The organism is Microbacterium sp. CIAB417, from assembly GCF_022788845.1.
Map to the genome: position 1 here is coordinate 60,185 of NZ_JAHZUT010000002.1, position 26,556 is coordinate 86,740.

Consider the following 26,556-nt stretch of genomic DNA (forward strand, 5'->3'; position numbering starts at 1 on the left):
GGCCGAGGAGCCCTTCGATTGGGGGAGGTGAAGGGCTCGTGCACCTAGAGTACCCCTGTCCCCCATATGGGGGACACATCGATGTCATTGCATAAGCAACACTCAGGTTCTCCCGCGACGACCGTCACGCCCAGTCGAGCGCGGATCGCCTCTGCCAGTAGGTCTCCGGATCGATGGCGAACACCGGCATGTGCAGGGGACCGGCCGGATCACTGCGCTCCGCACCGCGACGCAGCTGGTCGTCGGTGGCGGCACCGCTGAGCACGATGTCGGCCCACTCCTGCCGACGGGCCACCGCGAACGCGTACTCGTCGACCGTGAGGGATGCGGTGCGCGCCGCATCCCTCACGACCGTCGGCGCATGGGCGTCGCTGAGCCAGCCGTTGGCCAGAACCTCCTTCAGCACGACGGTCCAGCCCGCATCGTGCGCCCGCGCGAGCGCCGGTCCCGCCGACGGCTCGAAGACGTTCCACGTGGATTGCACGACGGAGAAGAGGTCGCCGTGCTCGTTCCGCGCCCGGTCGACGACCTCCGCCTGGCGGGGTCCGCTCGTGGAGATCCCCACCCGCACCCCGGTGTCGCGGATCTCGCCGATCCGCTCCAGCAGTGCCGCGTCGGCGAGCGCCGGTGATTCCGGGGTGACCGAGTGGATGAGATAGAAGTCCGGTGGCCCGCCCAGCGCCGCGAGTGTCTGGGGCCACTGCCGGTCGAGCATCGCGAGCGTGTGCTCCTTGCGCTCATGGAGCGCTGCGGCGGGGTCCCAGCCACCGACGTACTCGTAGCCCCACTTGGAGCCGATCGTCAGCGACGCTCGGCGATCGGGGTGCGCGGCGAGCCAGGTGCCGAGGAACTCCTCGGCACGGCCATAGGAGCGCGCCGCATCCAGATAGCGGATGCCGAGCGCCCACGCGGTGTCCAGGAGCGCGTGGACCCGGCTCTCCATCGCGGCGACGGAGCGCGCGGCGGAGGATCCGAGATCGTGTTCGCGGTCGCTCGTGATGTAGGCGGGGCGCCCCACGGCCGCGAGACCGAAACCGAGTTCCGCCGTGTGCGCTGATTCCTGCATGTGCCCATCCTCCGCGTCGCTGGCCCCAGTATCGGATGCGGCGCGCGAGAGGTGGTGGGCGCCGCCACCCGAGCGGCGCCCACCGAGGCAGCGTGGGCGGTGTCGGCGATCCCGTCACGACCGCCCGACGCGGCATGATGACGAGCTCTCCCCCCAGAGGGACACCGCCGCATCCGCGGCAACCGTTCCAGACAACCCGATCGGATGCGCGACGTCATCATCCGTTCGGATGAATCTCCCTCGTCCCGCAGTCGGATCCCGTCGCCCCCCCGGTCGCCACGCGAGCGAAGCGAGACGAATCGCCCCCGGAGACCCAGCGCACTGCCAGGTACCGTCGCTGCTGCGCGAAACGTGGGCAGTGTAGGAAGGAAGGGCAACGCACTCTCACGACATCAGGGGGACATCGTGGAGGACACCGGCTACATCCGTGCGCGCCTGAGCGCACCATCTCACGCGGGCGCCGCCTGGCGCGCCACGCTCCGCTTCATCAACGGCGACGGCGACGCCGTCGCCCGCCGCGAGGTCGAACTTCGAGCGACCCGCGCTGAGGACGTGCCGGTCGCCCTGCTCGCAGCGATCGCCGCACTCGTCGGCAACGAGATCGAGATGGCCGAAGGCCTCCCGCCGCTGACCGGTGACGTCGTCGAGTTCGAGGTCCCGCTGCGCTGCCGCCAGAGCGCATCCTGAGCACCGCCCGTCCAGCAGGGCGCCCCTTGAACAGCACGGCGACGCATCCATCGCGCCTTCAAGAGACGTGAGATGCACCGCAGAGCGACACGTCGGGTCCCTCGAGCGCGGCGCCGAGGAGCACGAACGACCCCGCAGAAACGCGAGAACCGGCCGGGATGAATCCCGACCGGTTCTGTCTGTGCGCGAGGGGGGAGTTGAACCCCCACGCCCTTTCGGGCACTGGCACCTGAAGCCAGCGCGTCTGCCTATTCCGCCACTCGCGCGAGTCGCTCATCATGGATGCGCGAACTCAACCTGCCGATCGTATCACGCTCGATCGTGCCCCGAGAAGTCGGCGACGCACCCCTCCTGCGGAAGTCCTGCATGGCCTGTTCAGCCCGTACAACTACGATGGTGCCACCCGTCCAGCCGCCTGAGGAGTCGCGTGGGACTACTTGACAGCTTCGAGAGAGGTCTCGAGCGCGCCGTGAACGGCGCGTTCGCCAAGACCTTCCGCAGCGGCGTCCAGCCTGTCGACATCGCCTCGGCCCTGCGCAGCGAGCTCGACACGAAGGCCGCCGTCGTCTCGCGCGAGCGCATCCTGGCCCCCAACACCCTCACGGTGCAGCTGGCGCCGGCGGACTTCGAGCGGATGCGGGCCCTCGGCCCATCACTGACCGACGAGCTCGACGCGCTGGTGAACAAGCACGCCCGCGCGCAGGGGTACACCTTCGCCGGGCCCCTGTCGATCTCCCTGGCCAGCAACACGAGCCTGTCGACCGGGCAGGTCCGCGTGGAGTCGTCGACCGCGGCGGGCCGGGTCGCGTGGAGCGCCGTGCTCGACATCGCCGGCAAGCGGCATCCTCTGACCGCCTCTCGCACCGTCATCGGCCGGGGGAGCGATGCCGACATCACGGTCGCTGACTCGGGCACGAGCCGCAAGCACGTCGAGATCCTCTGGGACGGCGAGCGGGCGATGGTGCGCGACCTCGGATCGACCAACGGCACGAAGCTCAACGGCCGCAAGATCGACGAGGCGCCGCTGCCTCCCGACGCGACCGTCTCCATCGGACGCACCGACATCGTCTTCCGCATCGTCGCCCAGGCGACAGGGGATCGTGCGGCACGCGTCGACGACGATGCGACGCGTGCCTTCTCGCTCGACGACATCGACCGCTGGGGGAAGGCCTGATGAACGAGCTCCCGCTTCTGCTCCTGCAGATCGGCTTCCTGCTGCTGCTGTGGTTCTTCGTCTTCGCGGTCGTGTACTCGCTGCGCGCCGACCTCTTCGGCGTGCGCGTGCGCAAGATGCCCGAACAGGCCGTCGCCCAGGCCCCGGCGCCCGCTGCGGCCGCCACCGCGCCGGTCGCGCCGAAAGCGTCGCCGCGCAAGTCCTCGAAGGGCCAGAAGGCGACGACCGATGCGGTGTCCCGCATCGTCATCACGAGCGGGCCGAAGGCAGGCCTCGAACTGCCGCTGGGCACCGAGCCCCTCACGATCGGCCGATCGAGCGAATCGGGTCTCGTCATCCGCGACGACTACACCTCGAGCCACCACGCGCGTCTCATGCTGTGGGGCGATCAGTGGATGATCCAGGATCTCGACTCCACCAACGGCACCTGGCACGACGGCGAGCGCGTCGCGAGCCCCGTCCCGGTGCTGGTCGGCGCCCCGATCAAGGTCGGCGCCACGACCTTCGAGCTCCAGGGCTGATCCGTCGAGATGGTCTTCCAGGGCTCGAGCGCCGCACTCTCGCACACCGGAAAGGTGCGCTCGAACAATCAGGACTCCGGGTACGCCGGTTCCAACCTGTTCGTCGTGGCGGACGGCATGGGCGGCCACGCCGGCGGTGACGTGGCCTCCAGCCTCGCGATCGCCCGCATCGCCCAGCTCGACCGCCCGTTCGCCTCGACGGTGGATGCCGAGCGTGCCCTGCAGCAGGCCGTGACCGACACCGCGGGCGACATCATCGACACGGTCCGCGTGCGTCCCGCCCTCGCAGGCATGGGAACGACGGTCAGCGCGCTGCTGATGGTCGACGACTACGCCGTCATCGCCCACATCGGCGACTCCCGCATCTATCTGTTCCGCGACGGCGCGATGACGCAGATCACGACGGACCACACGTTCGTCCAGCGTCTCGTCGACTCCGGCCGCATCACCCCGGAGGAGGCGCGGTACCACCCTCGGCGCTCGGTGCTCATGCGGGTGCTCGGCGACATGGATCCCGATCCGGAGATCGACACGTTCATCATGCCGACGCGTCCGGGCGACCGGTGGCTGCTGTGCTCCGACGGCCTGTCGGGCGTCGTCGACGACGCCCACACGCAGAAGGCCCTCGCGGCGGGGCAGGCACCCGCCCGCACCGCGGATGTGCTGCTGAAGCAGGCGTTGGATGCGGGGGCTCCCGACAACGTGACGGTCGTGATCGTCGACATCGGCGGCCACCATCCGGTCTTCTCGGGAACGCCCACCATCGTCGGCTCGGCGTCGAACCCCACCGGCGTCGTCGTACCCGCCGTTCGCCCCGGGCGTTCGTCGTGGCTGCACCCGGGCCGGCAGGCCGCGAACGAACCCACCCACTTCGAGCCGGCCCCCGAGTTCCTCGAGGAGCTCATCGAGGAGGACCGCCGCCGCGCCCGCCGCCGCCGCATCGGCTGGCTCGTCGGGCTGCTGCTCGTGCTCGCCGCCCTCGCCGGTGCCGCGTTCGCGGGCTACAGCTGGACGCAGACGCGCTACTACGTGGGCGCCGACGACGACTCCGTCGTGATCTACCAAGGCGTGCAGCAGGGCATCGGACCGATCTCCCTCTCCAGCGTCTACGAGGACACCGACATCGCGCTGGCGGATCTCAGCCCGTTCGACCGGCAGAGCGTGGAGTCCACCATCTCCGCGCGCTCGCTCGCGGACGCCCAGTTGATCGTCGACCGACTCCGACCGGCAGAGGGGCAGTGATGACCGCCGAAGCCCCCGCGACCGACACGTCCGTGATGCGAGCACTGCGCCGCATCCGGATGCCGCAGAAGCAGCGCAACCGCGAGCTCGGGCTGCTGCTGTTCGCCCTGGCGATCAACGGCGCCGCCGTCGCACTCGTGCAGCTGGGCGCGAAGGGCGCGATCGACCCGAGCTTCCTGTACTACTCCGGCGGGCTCGGCCTGCTCGTCCTCGCCCTGCACATCGTGCTGCGCTTCGTCGCGCACGACGCCGATCCGTTCGTGGTTCCGATCGCGACCGTGCTGACCGGACTCGGTCTCGCGATGATCTACCGCATCGACATCGAGATCGACAGCGAAGGGTGGGCCGCCGCCTCCACGCGGCAGATCGTGTGGGCGGCGATCGCGATCGCCGCAGCCATCGCGGTCGTACTGTTCCTGCGGAACTACCGCGTGCTGTTCCGCTACACGTACGTCTCCGGCTTCATCGGCGTCGCGCTGCTGCTCCTGCCGTTCGTTCCGGGCCTCGGCACCAACCAGAACGCCGACGTCTGGGTCAGCCTCGGATTCTTCTCGTTCCAGCCGGGAGAGCTCGCGAAGCTCGCGCTGGCCATCTTCTTCGCCGGCTACCTCGTGCGCACGCGCGAGAGCCTGACCTCCGTCGGTAAGAAGTTCCTCGGCATCACGTGGCCGCGGGCGCGCGATCTCGGCCCCATCCTCGTGGTCTGGCTCGTCTCGCTCGGCATCATCGTGCTCCAGCGCGACCTCGGCACGGGACTGCTGATCTTCGGCATGTTCGTCGCGATGCTCTACGTCGCGACCGGCAAGACGGGGTGGGTGCTGCTGGGTGTGGGGCTCGCCGTCGCCGGCGCCGTCGCCGCATCCCAGGTGCTCACCTACGTCGGCTGGCGCTTCGCCAACTGGCTCGACGCGTTCAACCCGGACATCATCGACCGCACGGGCGGCAGCTACCAGCTCGTGCAGGGGATCTTCGGTCTTGCGCACGGCGGTCTGCTCGGCACGGGCCTCGGACAGGGTCGCCCCTCGATCACCCCGCTGGCGCAGAGCGACTACATCTTCCCCAGCCTGGGCGAGGAGATCGGGCTGATCGGCGTCTTCGCGATCCTCTGTCTCTACATGGTCTTCACGAGCCGCGGACTCCGCGTCGGCGTCGCGGGCCAGGACGACTTCGGAAAGCTGCTCGCGACCGGGCTCTCGTTCACGATCGCCCTGCAGGTGTTCATCATGGTCGGCGGCGTGACGCGCGTCATCCCGCTCACCGGCCTGACGACGCCCTTCCTCGCCGCCGGTGGCTCCTCCCTCGTGGCGAACTGGATCATCGTCGCGCTCATCCTGCGCATCTCGGATGCGGTGCGCAATCAGCCCCGGGTGGTGATCGGATGACCCGCGAAGTCCGCCGGCTCAGCTTCGTGATGCTGGCCATGTTCTTGGTGCTGTTCGGTTCGACCAGCGTCATCCAGGTGTTCCAGGCGTCGGCGCTGGCCGAGAACGGTGAGAACCGGCGCGCGCTGTACGACTCGTACGAGATCCAGCGCGGTTCGATCATCGCCAGCGGCGCGGCGATCGCCTCCTCCAGCCCCAGCGACGACGTCTACAGCTGGCAGCGCAGCTATACGGATGCCGACATGTGGTCGCCCGTGACCGGGTACATCAATGCGGCGCTGGGCTCGGCGACCGGCATCGAGCAGGCTATGAACCGCGAGCTCTCCGGCACCGGCGGCGGCCAGTTCTTCTCCCGCGTCGAGCAGATCTTCACCGGCCAGCCCCCGCAGGGCTCCAATGTCGTCCTCTCTCTCGACGCGAACGTCCAGAAGGCCGCGTACGACGCGCTCGGCGACCTGCAGGGTGCCGTGGTGGCGATCGAGCCGAAGACCGGCCGCATCCTGGCCATGGTCTCCAAGCCCGGCTACGACACCAACCTGCTCGCCTCGCACGACCTGAAGGCGGTGCAGGCGTCGTACGACGACCTCATCAACAACGCCCTGCAGCCGATGTCGAACCGCGCCATCTCCGGCAGGATGAACCCGCCGGGATCCACCTTCAAGCTGGTCGTCGCCTCCGCGGCGCTCGCCTCGGGCGACTGGACTCTCCAGTCGACACTGCCGAATGTCGCCAGCTACACGCTTCCGGGCACCTCCACCTCCATCAGCAACGCGGGTGGCGGCGCGTGCGGCCCCGGCGAGACAGTGACCGTCGCCGACGCACTGCGCCTGAGCTGCAACATCCCGATGGCGGAGCTCGCCGTGCAACTCGGCGACGACGCGATCCGCGCCGAGGCGGAGAAGTACGGCTTCAACACCTCGTTCGCGACCCCCGTGGACTCCGCACCGTCGGTCTATCCCACCGCCGCCCTCAGCGACGACAAGACCGCCCTCACCGGGTTCGGCCAGGGCGATGTCCGGGCAACACCCCTGCAGATGGCCATGGTCTCGGCCGGGATCGTCAACGGGGGGATGGTCATGAACCCCCAGATGGTCGACCAGGTCATCGGGCCGGATCTCTCGGTGCAGCAGAAGTTCGAGCCGACCGAGTTCGGTCGGGCGCTGGATGAGGATCTCGCCAACCAGCTGACCAGCGCCATGGTCGCCAATGTCAGTGACGGCGTGGCGTCGAATGCAAGAATAGACGGAGTCGACGTGGGCGGTAAGACGGGTACGGCGGAGAACGGCGGGACCAACCCGTACACGCTCTGGTTCACCGGATTCGCGCCCGCTGAAGATCCCGAGGTCGCGGTCGCAGTAGTCGTCGAGAACGGCGGCGGGCAAGGTCAGTCGGGCAGCGGTAACTCCATCGCAGCGCCCATTGCAAAGAAGGTCATGGAGGCGGTGCTGGGACGATGAGGCCGACACAGGGAGCGACGTTCGGTGGGCGTTACGAGCTGGATTCGCGCATCGCCATCGGCGGTATGGGCGAGGTCTGGGAAGCCACTGACCACGTCATCGGGCGCACGGTGGCGATCAAGATCCTCAAGGACGAGTACATGGGGGACCCCGGGTTCCTCGAGCGGTTCCGCGCGGAGGCGCGCCACGCCGCACTCGTGAACCACGAGGGGATCGCCAGCGTCTTCGACTACGGCGAGGAGAACGGATCCGCGTTCCTCGTCATGGAGCTCGTGCCCGGCGAGGCCCTGTCCACGATCCTCGAGCGCGAGGGATCGCTGTCCACGGACAAGACGCTCGACATCGTGGCGCAGACCGCATCCGCCCTCCAGGCCGCGCACGCCGCCGGCCTCGTGCACCGGGACATCAAGCCGGGAAACCTGCTCATCACTCCCGACGGCCGTGTGAAGATCACCGACTTCGGGATCGCGCGCATCGCCGACCAGGTCCCGCTGACGGCGACCGGTCAGGTCATGGGCACGGTGCAGTACCTCTCGCCCGAGCAGGCATCGGGGCACCCCGCATCCCCCGCGACCGACATCTACTCGCTGGGCATCGTCGCGTACGAGTGCCTCGCGGGCAAGCGCCCCTTCACGGGCGAGTCGCAGGTCGCGATCGCGATGGCGCAGATCAACGAGCAGCCGCCGCCCCTGCCGCCCACCGTGGCGGTTCCCGTGCAGAACCTCGTCATGGCGATGATCGCCAAGAAGCCCGAAGAGCGTCCGGCATCCGCTGCGGCCGTCGCCCGCGCCGCCAGCGCGCTGCGCCGCGGCGACGTGACGGCTGCGACGGTTGCGGTGCCCGCCATCGGTGGCGCCGTGGGCGCGGACGACGCGACGCAGCTGCTCGGGGTCGGCGAGACGCAGGCGGCGACGCAGCTGCTGAGCGCCTCGACCGCCGCATCCCCTGTGGCCGAGCCGGCAACGCGCAAGCGCAGCCCCTGGACGTGGCCGCTCGTCGCGCTGATCGTGCTGCTGCTGATCGTGCTGGGCGGAACCCTCTGGGCCATCTTCGGCAACCAGAGTTCCGACCCCGGCCCGACCGGATCGAACACGCGCTCGACCGCCTCGAGCCCGTCGTCCACTCCCTCTCCGACCACGTCGACGGTGGATGTCGCCTCGCTTGAGCTGGTGGGCAAGACGTGTGAAGAGGCGACGGGCATCGCGCAGCAGGCCGGGCTCGTGGCTTCCTGTACCCCGGGCAACCCCGCCCCGAGCCCCGACCAGGTCGGACTGGTCTACAGCGTGAGCCCGACCGGCAACGCACCCGAGGGTTCGCAACTCACGCTGACCGTCTACGCGGACCAGACTCCGATCGGTGCGCCGACCGAACCCCGCATCGAGGTCAACGGTTCGAAGGCCTCCACCGTCACCGCCGGCTCCACCGTGCAGATCAATTGGGACGGCTTCACCTGCCCGTCGGGCACGGGGTCCGTGGTCAGCTACAACTTCACCGCGGTCAACGGCATCTTCACCTCGACGGGTCAGTCCACGGCCGCCGCAGGTCCGAACCAGCGTCCGATCCCCCTCGAGGTCGGGACGAACACGGGACAGGCGCTCATCGTCAGCTACACGGTGACCTGCTCCGGCTCGGGCGACGGCACGACCCGCGAGTCCGAGTCGTCTCCGCAGGCGCAGGCGAACGTGCAGGCCGCATCGACGCCCACACCCTCTCCCAGCAACCCCCTGTCGGGCGGGAACTGAGCGCAAGCCGCCGACTCGCCCCGGATTCTGCCAGGGCGGGTCGGTTAGGCTTTCATCTGTTGCACCCAGGGAGTCGCCGTGTCAGATGATCCACGCGTACTCGCCGGTCGCTACCGCATCGATGAGCTCATCGGTCGCGGCGGCATGGCGAGTGTGTACCGAGGCTACGACCTAACCCTCGACCGCGAGGTCGCTCTCAAGGTGCTCCGCCGCGAACTCGCTGACGATGCCGCTTTCCGTACGCGCTTCCGGCTGGAGGCACAGGCCGCCTCCCGCATGTCGCACCCGACGATCGTTCGGGTGTTCGATGCCGGCGAAGACACTGAGACGACTCCCGACGGCGTGGTGCACCCCGTGCCGTTCATCGTCATGGAGCTCGTCAACGGGGCTCTGCTGAAGGACATCATCGCTGGCGGCGACGTGCCCGTGACCGATGCGGTGCGCTACGTCGATGGCATCCTCGAGGCGCTCGAGTACTCCCATCGCGCCGGCGTCGTGCACCGCGACATCAAGCCGGGCAACGTCATGGTCACCGCCGCGGGCCAGGTGAAGGTGATGGACTTCGGGATCGCGCGCGCGGTCTCGGACTCCTCCTCGACGGTCGCCGAGACGACCGCCATCATCGGCACGGCCGCCTACTTCTCCCCCGAGCAGGCCAAGGGCGAGCCGGTGGACGCGCGCGCCGACCTCTACTCGACCGGCGTCGTTCTCTACGAGCTGCTCACCGGTCGGCCTCCCTTCCGGGGCGAGACTCCGGTCGCCGTCGCCTACCAGCACGTCAGCGAGACTCCGGTTCCGCCCAGCGAGCACACCGAGAGCATCCCCCGCGGGCTCGATGCGCTCGTGATGCGCGCGCTCGCGAAGGATCCCTTCCAGAGGTTCCAGGATGCGGCCTCGTTCCGCTCCGCCCTGTCCGCAGCCGTGGGCGGCAAGGCACCCAGCAAGCGTCAGCTCGGGGCGCTCACGAGCGAGCTGTACGGCGCGAATCCGCGTCAGGCGGCCGAGACCGCGCGGTCCTTGCGACAGCTGTCGACCGACACGACGATGCGTCGCACCCAGGCGGGGCCGCCGGTCGCGTGGATCTGGTCCGGCGTCGCCGTGCTCGCCGTGCTGCTGGTCTCGGTGCTGTTCTGGGTCGTCACCATCCGTCCCGGCGACGCCGTACCCGAAAGCGCGCGCATCGTGCCGGATCTGACGACGATGACGTACGACCAGGCGGTCGACGTCCTCGAGGAGAACGATCTGCTCTCGGACCGCGTCCCCGTGGCAGACGATCAGGTCGCCGAAGGCAGCGTCGTGCGCAGCGAACCTGCCGCCGGCGACTCGGTGCAGGTCGGTCAGACCATCAAGCTCTACGTCTCAACGGGCAAGGAGAGCGTCGCCGCGCCGACGATCGTCGGTCTCAACGAGACCGATGCGCGCCATGCGCTGACGACGGCGGGCCTCGCCGTGGGCACCATCACACCGGTCAACGATGCCAAGGCACCCGCCGGCGAGGTGCTCAGTGCCAGCACCTCAGCGGGCGACGTGACCGCGGGCAGCGAGATCCCGGTCGGAACGACCGTGAACCTGCGCGTCGCGAGTGGTCGCGTCGTCCTGAACGACGTGACCGGCTACACGATCGAGGCCGCGACACGCGACCTCGAGGCGCTGGGCCTGACCGTCGTGCCGAGCGCCGATCCCGGCTGCAAGGCGACGGGGACGACCCCGACCGTCCGGGTGATGTCACTCGCGCCGGGTGAAGTGCCGATCCGCTCAGAGATCACCCTCACCTACTGCGCGGGCTGAGCGCTCGCTCCGCGATGGGGCGTGAGGGTCAGTGCGCGCGCTGGAGCGTCCTTCGCGCCGAGTGAGGCCAGCCAGGTGGCCAGCATCCGATAGCCGTACTCGGTCAGGACGCTCTCGGGATGGAACTGGACCCCGCTGAGCGGCAGCCGGCGGTGCTCGAGCGCCATGACCGTTCCCTCGGGCGTGCGGGCGGTGACACGCAGCACGTCGGGAATCGTCTCCGTCGCCACGGCGAGCGAATGATACCGGGCGGCGGAGAAGGGAGAGGGAAGTCCCCGGAGAATCCCGCTCCCGTCGTGAATGATCGGCGACGTCATCCCGTGCATGAGCTCGGGCGCCTGCGCCACGCGGGCACCGAAGGCCACCGCCAGCGCCTGGTGTCCAAGACAGACTCCCAGAAGCGGGGTGCGTGACTCGGCGGCCGCCGCCACCACGGCGAGAGACGATCCGGCACCCTCGGGCGCACCGGGGCCGGGTGAGACGAGGACTCCGTCGAATCCCGCGAGAGCCGCCGGTGCCGCATCCGCGTCGATCTCGTCCGACTCGCGCATCACGGTGTCGGCTCCGAGCTCACGCAGGTAGCCCACGAGCGTGTGGACGAAACTGTCGTGGTTGTCGACGACCAGCACGCGTGCTGCGGTCACTGAACGGTCGACTCCTGCGGGTCGACGATCGACGAGATCCACGGGAAGACGTACCAGAGCAGTCCGTAGAGGACGGCCGCTGCAACGACGAGCACGATGAGCAGTCGCACCCACCAAGGGCCGGGAAGGATACGCCAGAACGCCGCGTACATCAGGTCACCGCCTCGCTCAGGGATGCCGGCGCGCCCTCGGCTCCCGGCGTGAAGGACTCGAACACCGCGTAGGCGATGAGTCGCTCCGAGAATCCGTACCGCGGGCTGCAGGTCGTCATGGTCAGGTAGCGTCCGTTCGCCTCGACGCCCTCTTCACGCGGGACGGGAAGCAGCACGTCGACCGAGTCCGGGGTCACGTACTCCATGCTCCGGTAGCGGTAGGTGTACCAGCCGTCCTGCGTCTGGATCACGATGGCATCCCCGACATGCAGGTCGGGCAGATTCATGAAGGGTGCACCGTGGCTGCCACGGTGCGCGGCGACGGCGAAGTTTCCCACAGCACCCGGCATCTGCGTGCTGGAGTAGTGGCCGATGGCTCCGAGGTCCAAGCTCTCCGAGCGACCCACGCCGCCCGCGATCTGCACGGCGTAGTCGGGACCGAAGCGCGGGATGTGCATGATGCCGAAGACCTCGCCGCTCCCGGCATCCGGGCGCACGACCGGCTCTGCGGTGCTCACCGTCGGCGCTTCCGCCTCGGGGGTGCTCGACGCGCTCGTCGAAGGAGAGGGTGACGACGAACCGTAGTCCTGCGCCCACTGCTCAGCGATCGCCTGGCCCGCGGCATTGTTCTGCTGGCCCTGGATCCAGTCACCGATCCACAGCTGCCAACCGACGTACAGGAAGGCGAGCACACCGACGGTGATGAAGATCTCTCCGATGACCCCGAGCGCGCTGATGCGCCGCGGGCGCGTGGCGGCGCTCCGGCGCGAACGCCGCGTCGCGGCGGGCGGGGTGTCGGTCACAAGGGGAGTCTAACCGTCGCAGGTGACGCAAAAGCCTGACCCCTAGAATGTGCACATGGCACGCTCCGACAACGACGAGGACCTCACCCCCGCTGGCGCCGGTGAGCCCGCCCCCAACCCCGTGTGGTTCAAGCCCATCATGATCGGTCTCATGCTCGTGGGACTCGTGTGGGTTCTGGTGTTCTACCTCAGCGGAATGCAGTTCCCCATCCCGGGCATCGAGGCATGGAACCTCGTGATCGGGTTCGGAATCGCCTTCGTCGGCTTCCTCATGACCACTCGGTGGCGCTGACGGCTCGAAGCCGAAGAATTACATCCGTGTGATTCATCCCCACGTGTGGATGAACCTGTGGATAACTCTCCCGCTCGTCACCAGATCGCGGGCGCCAGAGCGAGCAGCCCGATGAGGACGACCGACCATCCGGCCAACAGGGCGATCTGCAGCGCGCGCCGTCGACGCTCGCGCGTCATGACGTAGATCAGGCCGACGACGGCGCCGGCAACGAGGCCACCGACGTGCGCCTGCCACGAGATGTTGAAGCCGGGCACGAATCCGATCACCAGGTTGATCGCCAGCACGATGATGATGCCGGTGATGTCGTTGCCCAGTCGGCGCGCGATGACCATGAGGGCTCCGAACAGCCCGAAGATCGCACCCGACGCGCCCACGACGAAGGAGCTCGGCGCGATGAGATCGACCAGCACCGACCCGCCGAGCGCGCTGATCAGATACAGCGTCAGGAAGCGGGCGCTTCCGAGCACCGGCTCGAGGATGCGTCCGATCATCCACAAGGTCAGCATGTTCAGGCCGACGTGCCAGAAGCCGGAGTGCACGAGGCTGGCTGTGAGCAGTCGCCACGGCTGGAACTCGCCCGTGAACTGGGGATAGAGGTAACCGGCGCTGAAGCCGAGCCACTGGGTGAGGGGGAGTCCGAACGAGAGGACGAACACCGCGGCGCAGAGGGCGATGATCGTGTACGTCACGATCGGCCGCCCGCCGCCCGCGGCGAGCGCCACAGGCGCCGACCGGCCCCACCGACGCTGCGCCTTCTTCTGCGCGGGCGTCGCGGCACGTCGCTGCTCGGTCATGCACTCCGGACAGATCACCCCGACCGGTGCCTGCGTCTGACACTCGGGACAGATGGTTCGCAGGCACCGCTGGCAGAGCACGAAGCTCTGACGGTCGGGATGCCGGTAGCAGAAGTTCTCGCGGTTGTTCGCGAAGCTCTCGCTCGTCACGGGATGCGGGTGGTCAGACCTGCGCGATGTCGATCGACTCGATGACGACGGGCTCGACCGGCCGGTCGCCGGCTCCGGTCGGAACCTGGGCGATGGCGTCGACGACCTGACGCGACGCGTCGTCCGCGACCTCGCCGAAGATCGAGTGCTTGCCCTGGAGCCACGGGGTCGGGTCGGTCGTGATGAAGAACTGCGATCCGTTCGTGCCCTCGACGGCTCCCGTGATGGCGTTGCGGCGCTGACCGGCGTTGGCCATGGCCAGCAGGTAGGGCTTCTGGAAGGTGAGCTCCGGGTGGATCTCGTCGTTGAACGTGTAGCCGGGGCCGCCCACGCCCTGACCGAGCGGGTCGCCGCCCTGGATCATGAAACCGGGGATGATGCGGTGGAAGATGACCCCGTTGTACAGGGGGCCGGAACCGGGCTGACCGGTGGACGGGTCGGTCCACTCTCCGGTGCCGTCGGCGAGACCGACGAAGTTCTGAACCGTGCGGGGTGCGTGATCCCCGAACAGGTTGACGACGATGTCGCCGTGGTTGGTGTGAATGGTGGCGACGGCGGTGTGCTGAGGCATGTTGTCATTGTCTCAGAGTTCGCTGCAAGCCCTGCCGTTCGCAGCCGATCCCTCTGGCAAGATGGGCTCACGACTACCCACGGATTAGGGGGATCTCGCATGAGCCTCAGCCGCAAGCGTAAGAAGGAGCTCCGGAAGCTCCAGAGCCACGCCAACAAGGTGTGGGAATCGCAGCAGGTGCTGGTCGGTGAAGCGGCGGACATCGCTCGCGAAGCCGGCCGCCAGCTCGGCAACTACAACCGCGAGCACGTGGTGCCCGCGGTGCGCGAAGGGTACGACCGCTACGCGGCACCGTACGTGGACCGCGGCGTCAACATCTCGAAGCACGTGCTCAGCGACAAGGTCGTTCCGGCCGCGGGTGCGCTCGTGGGCGGCGCCCTCTCGGTGTGGGATGCGGCGGGCGACACCCGTGCGCGCATCGCTGCCGGACGCGGCATCGACCTCGACCCCGCCACGTACAAGAAGAAGGCGGCCAAGTACGGCGCGAAGGCGTCGAAGCAGCTGGCCAAGCGCCTCGCCATCGAGTCCCCGAAGAAGCGGGGCATCGGCGCCGGCGGCGTGATCGCGCTCATCTTCGGTGTCGCCGCGGCCGCAGGCGTGCTCTACGCCGCCTGGCAGACGCTGCGCGCCGACGACGAGCTGTGGGTCGCGGACGACCCGCTGAGCGCGCCCGACGCGTGAACGAAGATCCGACGAGGCGGGTGCGGGAAGCCGCATCCGCCCTCGGTCTTTCGGTGGAGGTGCGCGAGCGCCCCGAAGCACGGAGTCTGCCTGAGGCGGCCGAGCTCCTGGGGATCTCGCCCGTCGACATCGTCAAGACGCTCGTCGTCAAGCGCAGCGACGACACGTTCCTCTTCGCCCTGATCCCCGGCGACCGAGCCATCGCCTGGCCGAAGCTGCGCCAACTCGTGGGCGTGAACAAGCTCAAGCTGCCGGATGCCGACATCGCTCTCGCTGCGACCGGCTACGAACGCGGGACGATTGTTCCCCTCGGCAGCACGACGGCCTGGCCCGTCTTCGCCGACGAGTCGATCCGCGGACGCCGCATCGCGCTCGGTGCGGGTGCCCATGGATTCAGTCTCTTCGTCGACGCGGACGCGCTCCTGCAGGCGCTCGACGCCACCGTGGCGGACATCTCCCAGCCGCTCTGAGCGGCCGCGGCCGTTTCAGCCGCGCGTGAGGTCCGCCTGCGGGATCAGATACTCCCGCTGCAGCCAGTCTCCGAAGTGCGCGCGGGCGAGGCAGCTCTGAGCCGAAGAACAACCGATCACGGGGTCGTGTGCGGCATACACCGCGAACAGCGAGGCCTTGCGCTCCAGTTGTGCTCCGGTGATGTTCGCCGCTCGCTCGGCCGACGGATAGCCGACCGCGTACTCGACCTGCGCGCTGGGCGCGGCGCCCGCATCCACGGCGCGAGAGACGAGCGTTCCGACGGACGAGTGGTCGGGGTGATCGCCTGCCGAGTCCGGCGCCTCCTTGGGCAGGTGTGTGAGCACACGATCCGGCGCATAGCCGGCGAGGATCTCGGCGACCGACTTCTCCAGCGTCGCGACCGATACGGATCGCCCCGCGTCGATCGTGCGCAGCGACGGGAGTGCGCCGCTGAGCAGCTTCTCGAGTGTCTGCTGACCGGTGTAGATGAACGTCGTCCCGCTGAGTCCGCCATCCGGAAGCCGCAGGAAGAGGAGGGATACGCGGTCGTCGTCACTCGGACTGGTCATCGTGACCGTCATGCCGCTGGCGAGCGTGACCGAGCGGTCGATCCATTCCCCGCTGCGCCCGAGCATCGCGTTGTAGGCCGCACGGATGCCCTTCTCGCGTTCGCTGGCGTAGGTGGATTCACCCTCTCCCGCATCCGAGTAGGTGAAGAAGAAGGTGCGCACACAGGCGCCGCTGCCCAGTTCATCGTCGATGACCGGATTGCCGAAGATCAGGTCGTCGTCGTAGTGCGCCCAGAAGGAGACGACCGTGCGGCCCGCGCACGGCTGTTCGATGAAACTCAGCGGCGAGGTGAAGGAGTCCACATCCGTGCGTCCCAGGGCCGACGGGATGTCTGCGCACTGATCCGACGACGCGAAGAAGAGCGCCGCCTCCGCCGCCGGCTGAGGCGCCGCCGCGATCTGAGCGCCCAGGGCGGTTGCGTCGATCCCGAGTCCCGTGGAACAGCGATCGACGATGGTCTGGACATCGTCTGCGGCGAGCGTGTTCGGCGGCGCGGCGGGGGATGTGTTCTCGGTCGTCGGAGCGGGGGTCTGCTGCCCGCTCGCCGTACACCCACCGATCCCGAGAGCCGCGACCATCACAGCCGCAGCAGAAAGAACACGCCATCGCACCACTGATCATCCTCACTGCACGTCCGGCGATCATACGTGCCGAAGGTCACGGCTGCGTCGACGTTGTGTTCCATCCCGCCATCCGGCGTCCGATGTCGACCAGCCGTACGCGGCGGAGAGCGTCGGCTTCCTCCGGCGTGAACCACTCGGCGCGGTCGGTGGATCCCGCCACCTCGTTGCGCAGGCGCCCGCCTGTGATGTGCGCGCGATACACGATGCGCAACGTGTGCAGCGCGGATGCGGTCTCCGCGAGGCGTTTCGCGGCAGGGATCACGCGCGAGTCGATGCCGAGCAGCTCGTCGACGATCACTCGGTAGCCGGTCTCCTCACGCACCTCGCGTCGCACTGCCCGCTCGGGATCCTCGCCCTCCTCGAGCCCGCCCCCCGGCAGTGTCCAGGCGCTGCGACGACCTTCGTTCCAATGGGCCAACAGGATGCGTCCGGCATCGTCGGTGATGATCGCGTAAGCGGCGACACGCATATCCATGACGTGACTTTACCGGGGTGTGGATAACTCGCGCTGCCGTTCACGGTGCTTCGCTAGCGTGACCGCGTGCCTCTGGACCCCGAAGAATCCCTCGCGCAGATCGAGCGCGATGTCCGTCAGAGCGCTGACCGCGCCGCCAAGATGCCCGCCTTCGAAGCCACCGTCTCCGCGATCCGCGGCGCCGCGTGGTCGTCCGCGCGCGACGTCTACGTGCAGGTCGACTCGACCGGCCGCGTCCAGACCCTCCGCCTCGGCGAGTCGGCCCTCGCGCGCGGCGCACAACGACTCGCCTCCGACATCCTCGCCACGATCGTCTCGGCCGAGAAGAACGCTCACGCGGCGACGATCGACGCCGTCTCCGAGCTCCTGGGCGACGACGACCCCATCACCGAACAGCTCCGCTCCACCGACACCCCCTGATACGTCTGAAAGAGCCTCGAATGACCGAGAACATCGCCCTGGATTTCGATCGGCTCCGGCAGCACGCCGCGCTGGTCACCTCGCTTGCCGATGACGTCACCGGCGCCATCTCGATGTTGAAGGGAGGCGATCTCGCCTCCAACGCCTTCGGCATCCTGTGTGCCTTCCTCGTTCCCCCCTCAATGGCGATGTCCGCGGCGGCGACCGGCCTCTTCGGTGCGGACCAGTCTCTGCTGCTTCGCACGGCAGGAGAGTTGCGCAGCACCGCCGCGCAGTGGGAGCAGTTCGAGGACGACACGGTGACCACCCTTCGCGACCTCGAGAATGCGCTGGGCCTGTGATGACCACTCCCGCCGCCCTCGCCGCATCCGGTTCCTCCTTCGCTTCGCCGTACTCCGGCAGCAAGCTCCTCGATTCCGGCCACGCGCTGTCGCAGGCCGTGCGCAACGGCGATTGGCTCGAGGGCGGACTCGCCTTCCTCGACACGCTGGGCAACGCCGCGGCCGCGCTCGCGGATCCGATCGGGACGCTCGCGAGCATCGGGCTCGGCTGGGTGATGAAGTACCTCAAGCCGCTCAGCACCTGGCTCGACCAGCTGGCCGGCAGTGAGGCCAACGTGGCCGCCGTCGCTCAGCAGTGGACCAACGCCGGCAGCGCGCTGCGCGACACGGGCAACACCCTCGTGACGCGCCTGTCCGATCTCGACGGCCTCAGCGGTGACACCGTGCGCACCTATGTACGCTTCGCGCAGGACACCGCGAAGCACATCGCCGCGACCGGGGACTGGGCCGATGCCGCGGCCGGCGGTCTGCGCAGCGCCTCGTCGCTCGTCGCCAAGATGCAAGGTGTTGTGAAGAACGCCATCTCGCAGGTGGTCGCCACGGCGATCGAGGCCATGGCGGTCGTCGCCGCATCCTTCGGCCTCGGCATCGGCTACGCGATCGCCCGTGTCGTCACCAAGGTCAACCAGCTGGTGAACAAGGTCGTGCGTCCCCTCACGCAGGTCGTGCGCTCGGTGAAGTCCCTCGTGGGCTTCGTGCAGCAGCTCGGCTCGCTGTTCAAGAGCACCGAGCGCCTTAGCTCGACCCTGCTGGGCGGCGGCGCGAAGTCGGCCACCGTGAACGCGGGAGCCGTCGTGGACGCGTCGGGCGCCACCCGCCTCGGCAACACCGCACAGGCGAACCTCGTGAATGCCGGGCAGAAGGCCGACAACTGGCACTTCACGCCGACCGCGGTGGTCTCCACGGGCATCGGTGCGGAAGGAACGCTCACCGCCGACGGATCGACGCTCGGTGCCGCGGGCGTGGGCACCGTCTCCGGCGGTGCCGTGCACGGTTCCGTGGACGGTGGCGGCATCGGTGCGGGCGGGGCGTACGCCTCTGGCGCCACGGCCTCCGCCGCCGGTGCCGGCACGGGCACCCCGTCATCGATCGTGGGCACGGGTGCTGCGGCATCCGCCGCCACGGCGGCGAGCGTCGGCAGCTCTCACGCCGCGGCCGCTGGCTCTCGCATGATGACACCGGGCGGCATGATGGGCGGCGCCAGCCGCGACGGCGGGCAGCGCAGCGGTCTCGGCATCCGTCAGGTGGTCCGCGAGATCGTCATCGAAGCGGATGCGGGCGAGGAAGAGCTCGCCACCGCAGAACGCGACTGAGTCGTCCCTCGAACGCCCCTGTGCCGGTCGGTACGGGGGCGTTCGTCACTCGTGGATGGCCCAGCCGACTCAGACACGTCGGCAGAACGAACGACCGCCCAGACACAGAAGCCTCCGCGTGTCACGCGAAGGCGGAGAAATTGTGGAGCCTAGGAGATTCGAACTCCTGACATCCTGCTTGCAAAGCAGGCGCTCTACCAACTGAGCTAAGGCCCCGTGAGAAGGGTGGTGGGGCTACCAGGACTTGAACCTGGGACCTCTTCATTATCAGTGAAGCGCTCTAACCGCCTGAGCTATAGCCCCTCGGCACCTCGCGGCGCCAACCTCCAAGACTTTACCGGATGCGGACCGGTTTGACCAATCGCGGTCAGTTGGAGGTGAAGCCCACCAGCAGACCGCCGGTGACCTTGACCGCGAGGTTGTAGATCCCAGCGATGACCGCGCCCAGAACCGTCACGACGATGAGGTTCAGGATGGCGACGACGGCCGCGAATGCCATGACCTGGGGGAGCCCCACGAACTGGCTGAGCGAGAGCGAGCCGTCCGAGAACGACTTGAAGAACTCGTCGGCCTGACCGATGAGCCCCGTCGTCTGCACGACCAGGTAGACCAGCAGGAACGACACGACGGTGACGATCGCCAGAGCGACAGCCGCCAGGAACGACAGCTTCACCGCCGACCAGAAGTCGACGTAGACGAGGCGGAGACGAACCTGCTTGGCGCTCGTCTTGCTGCTCGACTTCTTGGCGAGCTTGTCGGCTACCGTGCTCATGCGTCAGTACTCTCCTCGGGAACGGTGGCGGCCGGCTCGGTCTCCTGGGATGCATCGGCGTCCGCTGCATCCGCAAGGCGCCGCTCGCTGTTGCGGGCGATCGCGATGATCCGGTCGTCATCATCCGGTCGGGCGAAAACGACGCCCATGGTGTCGCGACCCTTCGCAGGGACCTCGGCCACGGCAGAGCGTACCACCTTGCCACTGGCAAGAACCACAAGGACCTCGTCGTCGTCTCCGACGATCAGAGCGCCCGCCAGATCGCCCCGATCCTCGTGCAATTTGGCCACCTTGATGCCCAGTCCACCGCGGCTCTGGACGCGGTACTGGTCCACATCCGTGCGCTTGGCGTACCCGCCCTCGGTGACCACGAACACGTCACCGTCGACGGAGGCGACGGATGCCGACAGCAAGCTGTCGTCGCCGCGGAACGACATTCCCTTGACGCCCTCGGTGGATCGGCCCATGGGGCGCAGCGACGCATCCGTCGCCGTGAAGCGCAGCGACATCCCGTGACGGCTGACCAACAGGATGTCGTCGCTCTCGTCGACCAGGAGCGCGCTGACGAGCTCGTCCTCCTCGCGCAGGCGAATCGCGATGACGCCGCCCTGTCGGTTCGTGTCATACTCCGACAGGCGCGTCTTCTTCACGAGGCCGCCGCGGGTGGCGAGCACGAGATACGTCGCGACCGCGTAGTCGCGGATGTCGAGGATCTGCGCGATCTCCTCGTCCGGCTGCAGTGCAAGCAGGTTGGCGACGTGCTGGCCCTTCGCGTCGCGACCGGCCTCGGGGACCTCGTAGGCCTTGGCTCGGTAGACGCGTCCCTTGTTCGTGAAGAACAGCAGCCAGTGGTGGGTCGTCGTGACGAAGAAGTGCTCGACCACGTCGTCCGCGCGCAGTTGGGCGCCCTTGACGCCCTTACCGCCCCGGTGCTGTGAGCGGTAGTTGTCGCTGCGCGTGCGCTTGATGTAGCCGGCGCGGGTGATGGTGAGCACCATCTCCTCTTCCGGAATCAGGTCTTCCACCGACATGTCGCCGTCGAACCCGTAGAGGATCTGCGTGCGACGCTCGTCGCCGTACTTCGCGACGATCTCCGTCAGCTCCTCGCGCACGATCGTGCGCTGACGGGCGGGCGTTGCCAGGATGTCCTGATAGTCCGTGATCTGCGCCTGCAGCTCCTCGGCCTCGTCGATGATCTTCTGGCGCTCGAGGGCAGCCAGACGACGCAGCTGCATCTGGAGGATCGCATCGGCCTGGATGTCGTCGATGTCGAGCAGCTTCTTCAGCCCGCCGCGCGCATCGTCGACCGTCGCGGACGCGCGGATGAGGGCAATGACCTCGTCGAGCGCGTCGAGCGCCTTCAGGTACCCGCGCAGGATGTGCATGCGCTCTTCGGCCTTGCGCAGGCGGAATGCCGTGCGACGCACGATCACGTCGATCTGATGCGTGATCCAGTGCGAGACGAAGCCGTCGAGCGAGAGGGTGCGCGGCACGCCGTCGACGATCGCCAGCATGTTGGCACCGAAGTTGTCCTGCAGCTGTGTGTGCTTGTACAGGTTGTTCAGGACGACCTTGGCGACCGCATCCCGCTTGAGGACGACCACGAGTCGCTGACCGGTACGGTCGCTCGACTCGTCGCGGATGTCGGCGATGCCGGTGATCTTGCCGTCGCGGGCGAGGTCGCGGATCTTGACGGCGACGTTGTCCGGGTTGACCTGATACGGCAGCTCGGTGATCACGAGGCACGTGCGGCCCTGGATCTCCTCGATGTTGACGACCGCGCGCATCGTGATCGAGCCTCGCCCGGTGCGGTACGCCTCGATGATGCCGCGCGTGCCGAGGATCTGCGCGGAGGTCGGGAAGTCGGGACCCTTGATGCGCTGGATGAGCGCCTCGAGCAGCTCCTCCTGCGTGGCCTCGGGGTGATCCAGCGCCCACAGCACGCCGTCGGCGACCTCGCGGAGGTTGTGCGGCGGGATGTTGGTGGCCATACCGACGGCGATACCGACGGATCCGTTGACGAGGAGGTTCGGGAAGCGCGCCGGGAGCACGACGGGCTCCTGCGTCTGCCCGTCGTAGTTGTCGACGAAGTCGACGGTGTCTTCCTCGATGTCGCGCACCATCTCGAGCGCGAGCGGAGCCATCTTGGTCTCGGTGTACCGGGGCGCCGCCGCGCCCTGGTTGCCGGGGGAGCCGAAGTTTCCCTGACCGAGAGCCAGCGGGTAGCGCAGCGACCACGGCTGGACGAGGCGCACGAGCGCCTCGTAGATGGGGGAGTCACCGTGCGGGTGGTACTGACCCATGACCTCACCGACGACACGGGCGCACTTCGAGAAGGACTTGTCGGGGCGGAAGCCGCCGTCGTACATGCCGTAGATCACGCGGCGGTGCACGGGCTTGAGGCCGTCTTCCACGCGCGGCAGGGCGCGGCCGACGATCACGCTCATCGCGTAGTCGAGGTAGCTGCGCTGCATCTCGGACTGCAGGTCGACCTGGTCGATGCGACCGTGGTCGTGCTCGGCGGGCTCCGTCGTCGGACGCTCTTCGTCAGTCATTCGTCTCTTCTTCTCTGCGTCGGTGTCGTGTCATCTGGCGGATGCGGCTCGCGCCGCATCCGGGTGGATCAGATGTCGAGGAACCGGACGTCCTTGGCGTTGCGCTGGATGAAGTGGCGGCGGGACTCGACGTCCTCGCCCATGAGCGTGGAGAAGATCTCGTCGGCCGCGGCGGCGTCGTCGATCGTCACCTGCAGGAGGGTGCGGGTGGTCGGGTCCATCGTGGTCTCCCACAGCTCCTTGGCGTTCATCTCGCCCAGACCCTTGTAGCGCTGGATACCGTTGTCTTTCGGGATACGCCGACCCGCCGCGAGCCCCTCGGCCAGCAGTGCGTCGCGCTCGATGTCGCTGTAGACGTACTCGTGCGGCGAGTTCGACCACTTCAGGCGGTAGAGCGGCGGCTGCGCCAGGTACACGTATCCGGCCTCGATGAGACCGCGCATGTAGCGGAACAGCAGCGTGAGCAGCAGCGTCGTGATGTGCTGGCCGTCGACGTCGGCATCGGCCATCAGCACGATCTTGTGATAGCGGGCCTTCTCGATCGAGAAGTCCTCCCCGATACCCGTGCCGAAGGCCTGGATCATCGCCTGCACCTCGTTGTTGCCGAGGGCGCGATCGAGCCGGGCGCGCTCGACGTTGAGGATCTTGCCGCGCAGGGCCAGGATCGCCTGCGTGTGCGGATCGCGACCCTGCACGGCGGAACCGCCGGCCGAGTCGCCCTCCACGAGGAAGATCTCGCTGATCGAGGGGTCCTTGCTCGTGCAGTCCTTCAGCTTGTCGGGCATGGAGGCCGACTCGAACACGCTCTTGCGGCGCGCGGTCTCACGCGCCTTGCGGGCCGCCATCCGTGCGGTCGCGGCGTCGATCGCCTTGCGGACGATGTTCTTCGCCTGCTGCGGGTTGCGATCGAACCAGTCGCCGAGCTGATCGCCGACGACCTTCTGCACGAACGCCTTTGCCTCGGTGTTGCCGAGCTTCGTCTTGGTCTGACCCTCGAACTGGGGCTCGGAGAGCTTGACCGAGATGACGGCCGTCAGGCCCTCGCGTACGTCGTCGCCGGAGAGGTTGTCGTCCTTCTCCTTGAGCAGGTTCTGCGCGCGGGCGTACTTGTTCACGAGGGTCGTGAGCGCCGCACGGAAGCCCTCTTCGTGGGTTCCACCCTCGTGCGTGTTGATCGTGTTCGCGTAGGTGAACACGTTCTCCGTATAGGAGGTCGTCCACTGCATCGCGAGCTCGAGCGCGATGTGGCGCTCGGTGTCCTCGGACTCGAAGTCGATGATCTCGTCGTTGACCGCATCCGCCTTGCGCACACGGTTGAGGTACTCGACGTAGTCGACGAGGCCACGCTCGTACAGGAACTCATCGTGCGGCTGCACCGCGACGACCTTGCCGTCGACCTCTTCGTCGACCGTGTGGTCGTGCCGCTCATCGCGCACTGTGATCGCGAGTCCCTTGTTGAGGAACGCCATCTGCTGGAAACGGGTCCGCAGGGTGTCGTAGTCGAAGTCGACCGTCTCGAAGATGGCAGGGTCCGGCCAGAAGGTGATGGTCGTCCCGGTCGCGTCGGTCGCCGAGCCCTGCGCGAGCGGGGCCTGGGGCACGCCGCCGTTGGCGTACGACTGGTTCCACTCGTAGCCCTGACGCTTGACGGCGACATCGAGCCGCGTCGAGAGCGCGTTCACGACCGAGGAACCGACGCCGTGCAGACCGCCCGAGACCGCGTATCCGCCGCCGCCGAACTTGCCGCCGGCGTGCAGGACGGTGAGGACGACCTCGACGGTGGACTTGCCCTCGGTCTTGTGGATGTCGACGGGAATGCCGCGACCGTTGTCGACGACGCGCACGCCGCCGTCGGCGAGGATCGTCACTTCGATGCGGTCGCAGTAGCCCGCGAGCGCCTCATCGACGGAGTTGTCGACGATCTCGTAGACCAGGTGGTGGAGTCCGCGCGGGCCGGTGGAACCGATGTACATGCCGGGGCGCTTGCGAACGGCCTCGAGTCCTTCGAGAACCTGGATCGCGTCTGCCCCGTACTCGTTGCGTACCGGTTCGGGGGTGTTCTGTTCGTCGTCGGGAACGCTGGAAGGGGTGGGGGACGTCATAGGTTTCGAGCGCTCCGGTTCTAGTAGACGGACCTCCCCAGTCTATCAAGCGGAGGCTCTTCACGGGGCGTGTACGCCCGTGTGCCGTCGTAAACGGAGGTGAGATACGTCCGTAGATGCCTTATCCGTAGGTATCTCGGGGACCGCGCCCTGGAACGGCTCTGGGACCCCATTTCCAGGAGGGGACGTCCGGGCCGACGAAGCGGACGTTCTGGACCCCCGCATCCGGGAAGCGCTGTGCGATGGTGGTCACGATGTGCGTACGCATCAACCGCAACTGCTTCGCCCAAGCGCTCGAGTCGCACTGCACGGTCAGCACTCCCGCATCCAGCCCCACCGGACGGGTGTGTCTGGCGGTCTCCTCGCCGGCCACGAGCTCCCACTGCCGGACGAGGTCCGCGCGCGCGAGAAGAGGGTCCCATCCGGCCTGTTTGGTCCAGTGCGCGAGCACGTCTCCGACGCCGTGCGGGTCACGGCCAGGGGTGAACGGGGCATCCTCGTCGCCTGTGCCGCGACGTGTACGCCTCTTCGCCCCGCGACGCGACGTCGGTTCGAGACCGCGGAGACGCAGATAGGTGCTGAGGGTCTCCGGGACCTCGTCCTCGTCACTCATCGTCGCTGACCTCGAGGATGCGTCCCGCCTCGACGCGCACCGTGCGTCCGCGGAGCTCTTCGGGAACGTCGGCCTCGACGGCGGCGGTCACCACGACCTGCTCGAAGTCCGCGACGAGGGAGGCGAGCCGCATCCGCCGGTCGGCGTCGAGCTCGGCGAAGACGTCGTCGAGGATGACGATCGGGTCCCCCAGCAGCGAATCGGCACGCAACAGCTGTGCAGAGGCCAGTCGCAGCGCGAGCGCCACGGACCAGGACTCGCCGTGCGACGCGTATCCCTTCACGGGAAGCGAGCGGATGCGGAGCATGAGGTCGTCGCGGTGCGGACCCACGAGTGTCACGCCGCGGTCGAACTCCGCGGCGCGCTTCGCCGCGAGGGCCGCGCGGAAGGCCTCGGCCGTCACGGCCCCCGACGCCACGCGCTGATCGACGTCGTCCTCCGGATCGAAGCCTGCGATGGAGTTCGCCCATTCGAGCTCGGGCGAGTGATCGGCCCCCGCGATCGCGGCGTAGGCGGCGACGAGATGCGGATGCAGGTCGGCGGCGAGCCGCGTGCGAGCCTCGATGATCTCGGTGCCGAGAGCGATGAGCTTGTCGTCCCAGACGTCGAGGGTCGGGAGCGCGTCGCCGCGCAGCCCGCGGGCTCGCGCGGACTTCAGCAGCGCGGTGCGCTGCTTGAGCACGCGGTCGTAGTCGGCGATGACGCCGGCGAGGCGAGGGGAGAGCTGTACGAGCAGCTGATCGGCGAACCGCCGGCGCGCGGAGGGATCTCCCCGCACGATCTGCAGATCCTCCGGGGCGAACAACACGACCTGCGCGTAGCGCGGCAGCTCCGCGGAGCGCACCGGTGCCCCGCCGACGCGTGCCTTGTTCGACCCCTGCTTGTTGATCTGGATCTCGAGCTGGATGTGACGCTCTCCGTGACCGAGCCGGGCGCGGACGAAGGCCGCATCCGCTCCTGAACGAACCAGCGGCGCGTCGGCCGACACGCGATGCGAGCCGAGGGTCGCGAGGTAGGTGACGGCCTCCGCCAGGTTGGTCTTGCCCTGACCATTGCGCCCGACGAGCAGGTTCGCCCCGCGGGTGAACTCGAGGTCGGCGTGCTCGTAGTTACGGAAGTCGACGAGACTCAGGCGTTCCACGATCACCGGAC

The 26,556-nt window shown here is 68.2% G+C and carries 27 protein-coding genes and 3 tRNA genes; 14 read left to right on the forward strand and 16 right to left on the reverse strand.

Annotated elements, in window-relative coordinates; translation table 11 throughout:
* Window positions 1–124: 124 nt before the first annotated feature.
* Window positions 125–1,066, reverse strand: coding sequence for an aldo/keto reductase (locus tag KYX17_RS06925; RefSeq protein WP_243226255.1), 942 nt, complete (start codon window positions 1,064–1,066; stop codon window positions 125–127).
* A 405-nt stretch (window positions 1,067–1,471) separates the two neighbouring features.
* On the opposite strand from KYX17_RS06925, the gene KYX17_RS06930 reads away from it, so the two are divergent.
* Window positions 1,472–1,753: a hypothetical protein gene (locus tag KYX17_RS06930; RefSeq protein ID WP_243226256.1), complete on the forward strand. Its 282-nt coding sequence runs from the start codon at window positions 1,472–1,474 to the stop codon at window positions 1,751–1,753.
* A 182-nt stretch (window positions 1,754–1,935) separates the two neighbouring features.
* Here KYX17_RS06930 and KYX17_RS06935 read toward each other — a convergent pair.
* Window positions 1,936–2,019: transfer RNA gene (locus tag KYX17_RS06935), tRNA-Leu, on the reverse strand.
* A 161-nt stretch (window positions 2,020–2,180) separates the two neighbouring features.
* Between KYX17_RS06935 and KYX17_RS06940 the strand changes: the two genes are divergently transcribed.
* The 7 genes from KYX17_RS06940 (at window position 2,181) to pknB (ending at window position 11,059) form a co-directional block, all read left to right on the forward strand.
* Window positions 2,181–2,927 carry a DUF3662 and FHA domain-containing protein gene (locus KYX17_RS06940; protein WP_243226258.1) on the forward strand — a complete coding sequence of 249 codons (747 nt, stop codon included), beginning with the start codon at window positions 2,181–2,183 and terminating at the stop codon, window positions 2,925–2,927.
* On the forward strand, window positions 2,927–3,448 hold the full coding sequence (locus tag KYX17_RS06945) for an FHA domain-containing protein (protein ID WP_243226259.1): 522 nt from the start codon (window positions 2,927–2,929) through the stop codon (window positions 3,446–3,448). Before KYX17_RS06940 ends, KYX17_RS06945 begins: the two co-directional genes overlap by 1 nt.
* Before the next feature lie 9 nt (window positions 3,449–3,457).
* On the forward strand, window positions 3,458–4,690 hold the full coding sequence (locus tag KYX17_RS06950; protein ID WP_243226260.1) for a PP2C family serine/threonine-protein phosphatase: 1,233 nt from the start codon (window positions 3,458–3,460) through the stop codon (window positions 4,688–4,690).
* Complete coding sequence (locus KYX17_RS06955; RefSeq protein WP_243226261.1) at window positions 4,690–6,072, forward strand: FtsW/RodA/SpoVE family cell cycle protein; 1,383 nt, start codon at window positions 4,690–4,692, stop codon at window positions 6,070–6,072. Before KYX17_RS06950 ends, KYX17_RS06955 begins: the two co-directional genes overlap by 1 nt.
* Entirely contained in the window at window positions 6,069–7,529 is a 1,461-nt protein-coding gene (locus KYX17_RS06960; RefSeq protein WP_243226262.1) for a penicillin-binding protein 2, read from the forward strand. Before KYX17_RS06955 ends, KYX17_RS06960 begins: the two co-directional genes overlap by 4 nt.
* Complete coding sequence (locus KYX17_RS06965) at window positions 7,526–9,271, forward strand: serine/threonine-protein kinase (protein ID WP_243226263.1); 1,746 nt, start codon at window positions 7,526–7,528, stop codon at window positions 9,269–9,271. Before KYX17_RS06960 ends, KYX17_RS06965 begins: the two co-directional genes overlap by 4 nt.
* Before the next feature lie 78 nt (window positions 9,272–9,349).
* Window positions 9,350–11,059, forward strand: a complete 1,710-nt coding sequence (pknB, locus tag KYX17_RS06970; protein ID WP_243226264.1) for a Stk1 family PASTA domain-containing Ser/Thr kinase — start codon at window positions 9,350–9,352, stop codon at window positions 11,057–11,059.
* Here the strand turns inward: pknB and KYX17_RS06975 are convergent.
* The 3 genes from KYX17_RS06975 to KYX17_RS06985 are packed head-to-tail and all read right to left on the reverse strand — an operon-like array spanning window position 11,044 to window position 12,658.
* The gene (locus KYX17_RS06975) at window positions 11,044–11,703 is read right to left on the reverse strand and encodes a gamma-glutamyl-gamma-aminobutyrate hydrolase family protein (protein ID WP_243226265.1); all 660 of its coding nucleotides are present in this window, start codon (window positions 11,701–11,703) and stop codon (window positions 11,044–11,046) included. The genes pknB and KYX17_RS06975 overlap by 16 nt on opposite strands.
* A complete protein-coding gene (locus KYX17_RS06980; protein ID WP_243226266.1) occupies window positions 11,700–11,855 on the reverse strand; it encodes a hypothetical protein in 156 nt (51 codons plus the stop codon). Before KYX17_RS06980 ends, KYX17_RS06975 begins: the two co-directional genes overlap by 4 nt.
* Window positions 11,855–12,658, reverse strand: a complete 804-nt coding sequence (locus tag KYX17_RS06985; RefSeq protein WP_243226267.1) for a class E sortase — start codon at window positions 12,656–12,658, stop codon at window positions 11,855–11,857. Before KYX17_RS06985 ends, KYX17_RS06980 begins: the two co-directional genes overlap by 1 nt.
* Before the next feature lie 55 nt (window positions 12,659–12,713).
* Between KYX17_RS06985 and KYX17_RS06990 the strand changes: the two genes are divergently transcribed.
* Complete coding sequence (locus tag KYX17_RS06990; protein ID WP_137418491.1) at window positions 12,714–12,950, forward strand: cell division protein CrgA; 237 nt, start codon at window positions 12,714–12,716, stop codon at window positions 12,948–12,950.
* Window positions 12,951–13,027: 77 nt separating this feature from the next.
* On the opposite strand, the gene KYX17_RS06995 is transcribed toward KYX17_RS06990, so the two are convergent.
* Both KYX17_RS06995 and KYX17_RS07000 read right to left on the reverse strand, forming a co-directional pair.
* Window positions 13,028–13,897 carry a rhomboid family intramembrane serine protease gene (locus KYX17_RS06995; RefSeq protein ID WP_243226269.1) on the reverse strand — a complete coding sequence of 290 codons (870 nt, stop codon included), beginning with the start codon at window positions 13,895–13,897 and terminating at the stop codon, window positions 13,028–13,030.
* 13 nt (window positions 13,898–13,910) lie between these two features.
* Window positions 13,911–14,468: a peptidylprolyl isomerase gene (locus KYX17_RS07000; RefSeq protein ID WP_243226270.1), complete on the reverse strand. Its 558-nt coding sequence runs from the start codon at window positions 14,466–14,468 to the stop codon at window positions 13,911–13,913.
* 99 nt (window positions 14,469–14,567) lie between these two features.
* Between KYX17_RS07000 and KYX17_RS07005 the strand changes: the two genes are divergently transcribed.
* A complete protein-coding gene (locus KYX17_RS07005) occupies window positions 14,568–15,149 on the forward strand; it encodes a DNA helicase (protein WP_243226271.1) in 582 nt (193 codons plus the stop codon).
* A complete protein-coding gene (locus tag KYX17_RS07010; RefSeq protein WP_243226272.1) occupies window positions 15,146–15,619 on the forward strand; it encodes an aminoacyl-tRNA deacylase in 474 nt (157 codons plus the stop codon). Before KYX17_RS07005 ends, KYX17_RS07010 begins: the two co-directional genes overlap by 4 nt.
* 15 nt (window positions 15,620–15,634) lie before the next feature.
* On the opposite strand, the gene KYX17_RS07015 is transcribed toward KYX17_RS07010, so the two are convergent.
* Window positions 15,635–16,768, reverse strand: coding sequence for a PIG-L family deacetylase (locus KYX17_RS07015; RefSeq protein WP_243227265.1), 1,134 nt, complete (start codon window positions 16,766–16,768; stop codon window positions 15,635–15,637).
* A 79-nt stretch (window positions 16,769–16,847) separates the two neighbouring features.
* Window positions 16,848–17,288: an NUDIX hydrolase gene (locus KYX17_RS07020; RefSeq protein ID WP_243226273.1), complete on the reverse strand. Its 441-nt coding sequence runs from the start codon at window positions 17,286–17,288 to the stop codon at window positions 16,848–16,850.
* 66 nt (window positions 17,289–17,354) lie between these two features.
* On the opposite strand from KYX17_RS07020, the gene KYX17_RS07025 reads away from it, so the two are divergent.
* The 3 genes from KYX17_RS07025 to KYX17_RS07035 are packed head-to-tail and all read left to right on the forward strand — an operon-like array spanning window position 17,355 to window position 19,362.
* The gene (locus KYX17_RS07025) at window positions 17,355–17,708 is read left to right on the forward strand and encodes a hypothetical protein (protein WP_243226274.1); all 354 of its coding nucleotides are present in this window, start codon (window positions 17,355–17,357) and stop codon (window positions 17,706–17,708) included.
* A gap of 20 nt (window positions 17,709–17,728) precedes the next feature.
* On the forward strand, window positions 17,729–18,049 hold the full coding sequence (locus KYX17_RS07030; protein WP_234074093.1) for a type VII secretion target: 321 nt from the start codon (window positions 17,729–17,731) through the stop codon (window positions 18,047–18,049).
* Complete coding sequence (locus tag KYX17_RS07035) at window positions 18,049–19,362, forward strand: hypothetical protein (protein WP_243226275.1); 1,314 nt, start codon at window positions 18,049–18,051, stop codon at window positions 19,360–19,362. The genes KYX17_RS07030 and KYX17_RS07035 overlap by 1 nt, the downstream gene beginning before the upstream one ends.
* A 143-nt stretch (window positions 19,363–19,505) precedes the next feature.
* Here KYX17_RS07035 and KYX17_RS07040 read toward each other — a convergent pair.
* The 7 genes from KYX17_RS07040 to recF all read right to left on the reverse strand — a co-directional run bounded on the left by KYX17_RS07040 (window position 19,506) and on the right by recF (window position 26,551).
* Window positions 19,506–19,578 (reverse strand) — tRNA-Ala (locus tag KYX17_RS07040).
* Between the two features lie 10 nt (window positions 19,579–19,588).
* Window positions 19,589–19,665 (reverse strand) — tRNA-Ile (locus KYX17_RS07045).
* A 64-nt stretch (window positions 19,666–19,729) separates the two neighbouring features.
* Window positions 19,730–20,134: a DUF3566 domain-containing protein gene (locus KYX17_RS07050; protein ID WP_137418500.1), complete on the reverse strand. Its 405-nt coding sequence runs from the start codon at window positions 20,132–20,134 to the stop codon at window positions 19,730–19,732.
* The gene (gyrA, locus tag KYX17_RS07055; RefSeq protein ID WP_243226277.1) at window positions 20,131–22,689 is read right to left on the reverse strand and encodes a DNA gyrase subunit A; all 2,559 of its coding nucleotides are present in this window, start codon (window positions 22,687–22,689) and stop codon (window positions 20,131–20,133) included. The genes KYX17_RS07050 and gyrA overlap by 4 nt, the downstream gene beginning before the upstream one ends.
* A 68-nt stretch (window positions 22,690–22,757) precedes the next feature.
* Window positions 22,758–24,791: a DNA topoisomerase (ATP-hydrolyzing) subunit B gene (gyrB, locus tag KYX17_RS07060; protein WP_243226278.1), complete on the reverse strand. Its 2,034-nt coding sequence runs from the start codon at window positions 24,789–24,791 to the stop codon at window positions 22,758–22,760.
* A gap of 121 nt (window positions 24,792–24,912) precedes the next feature.
* Window positions 24,913–25,404 carry a DUF721 domain-containing protein gene (locus KYX17_RS07065; RefSeq protein ID WP_243226279.1) on the reverse strand — a complete coding sequence of 164 codons (492 nt, stop codon included), beginning with the start codon at window positions 25,402–25,404 and terminating at the stop codon, window positions 24,913–24,915.
* Complete coding sequence (gene recF / locus KYX17_RS07070) at window positions 25,397–26,551, reverse strand: DNA replication/repair protein RecF (protein ID WP_243226280.1); 1,155 nt, start codon at window positions 26,549–26,551, stop codon at window positions 25,397–25,399. The genes KYX17_RS07065 and recF overlap by 8 nt, the downstream gene beginning before the upstream one ends.
* Between the last annotated feature and the right edge of the window lie 5 nt (window positions 26,552–26,556).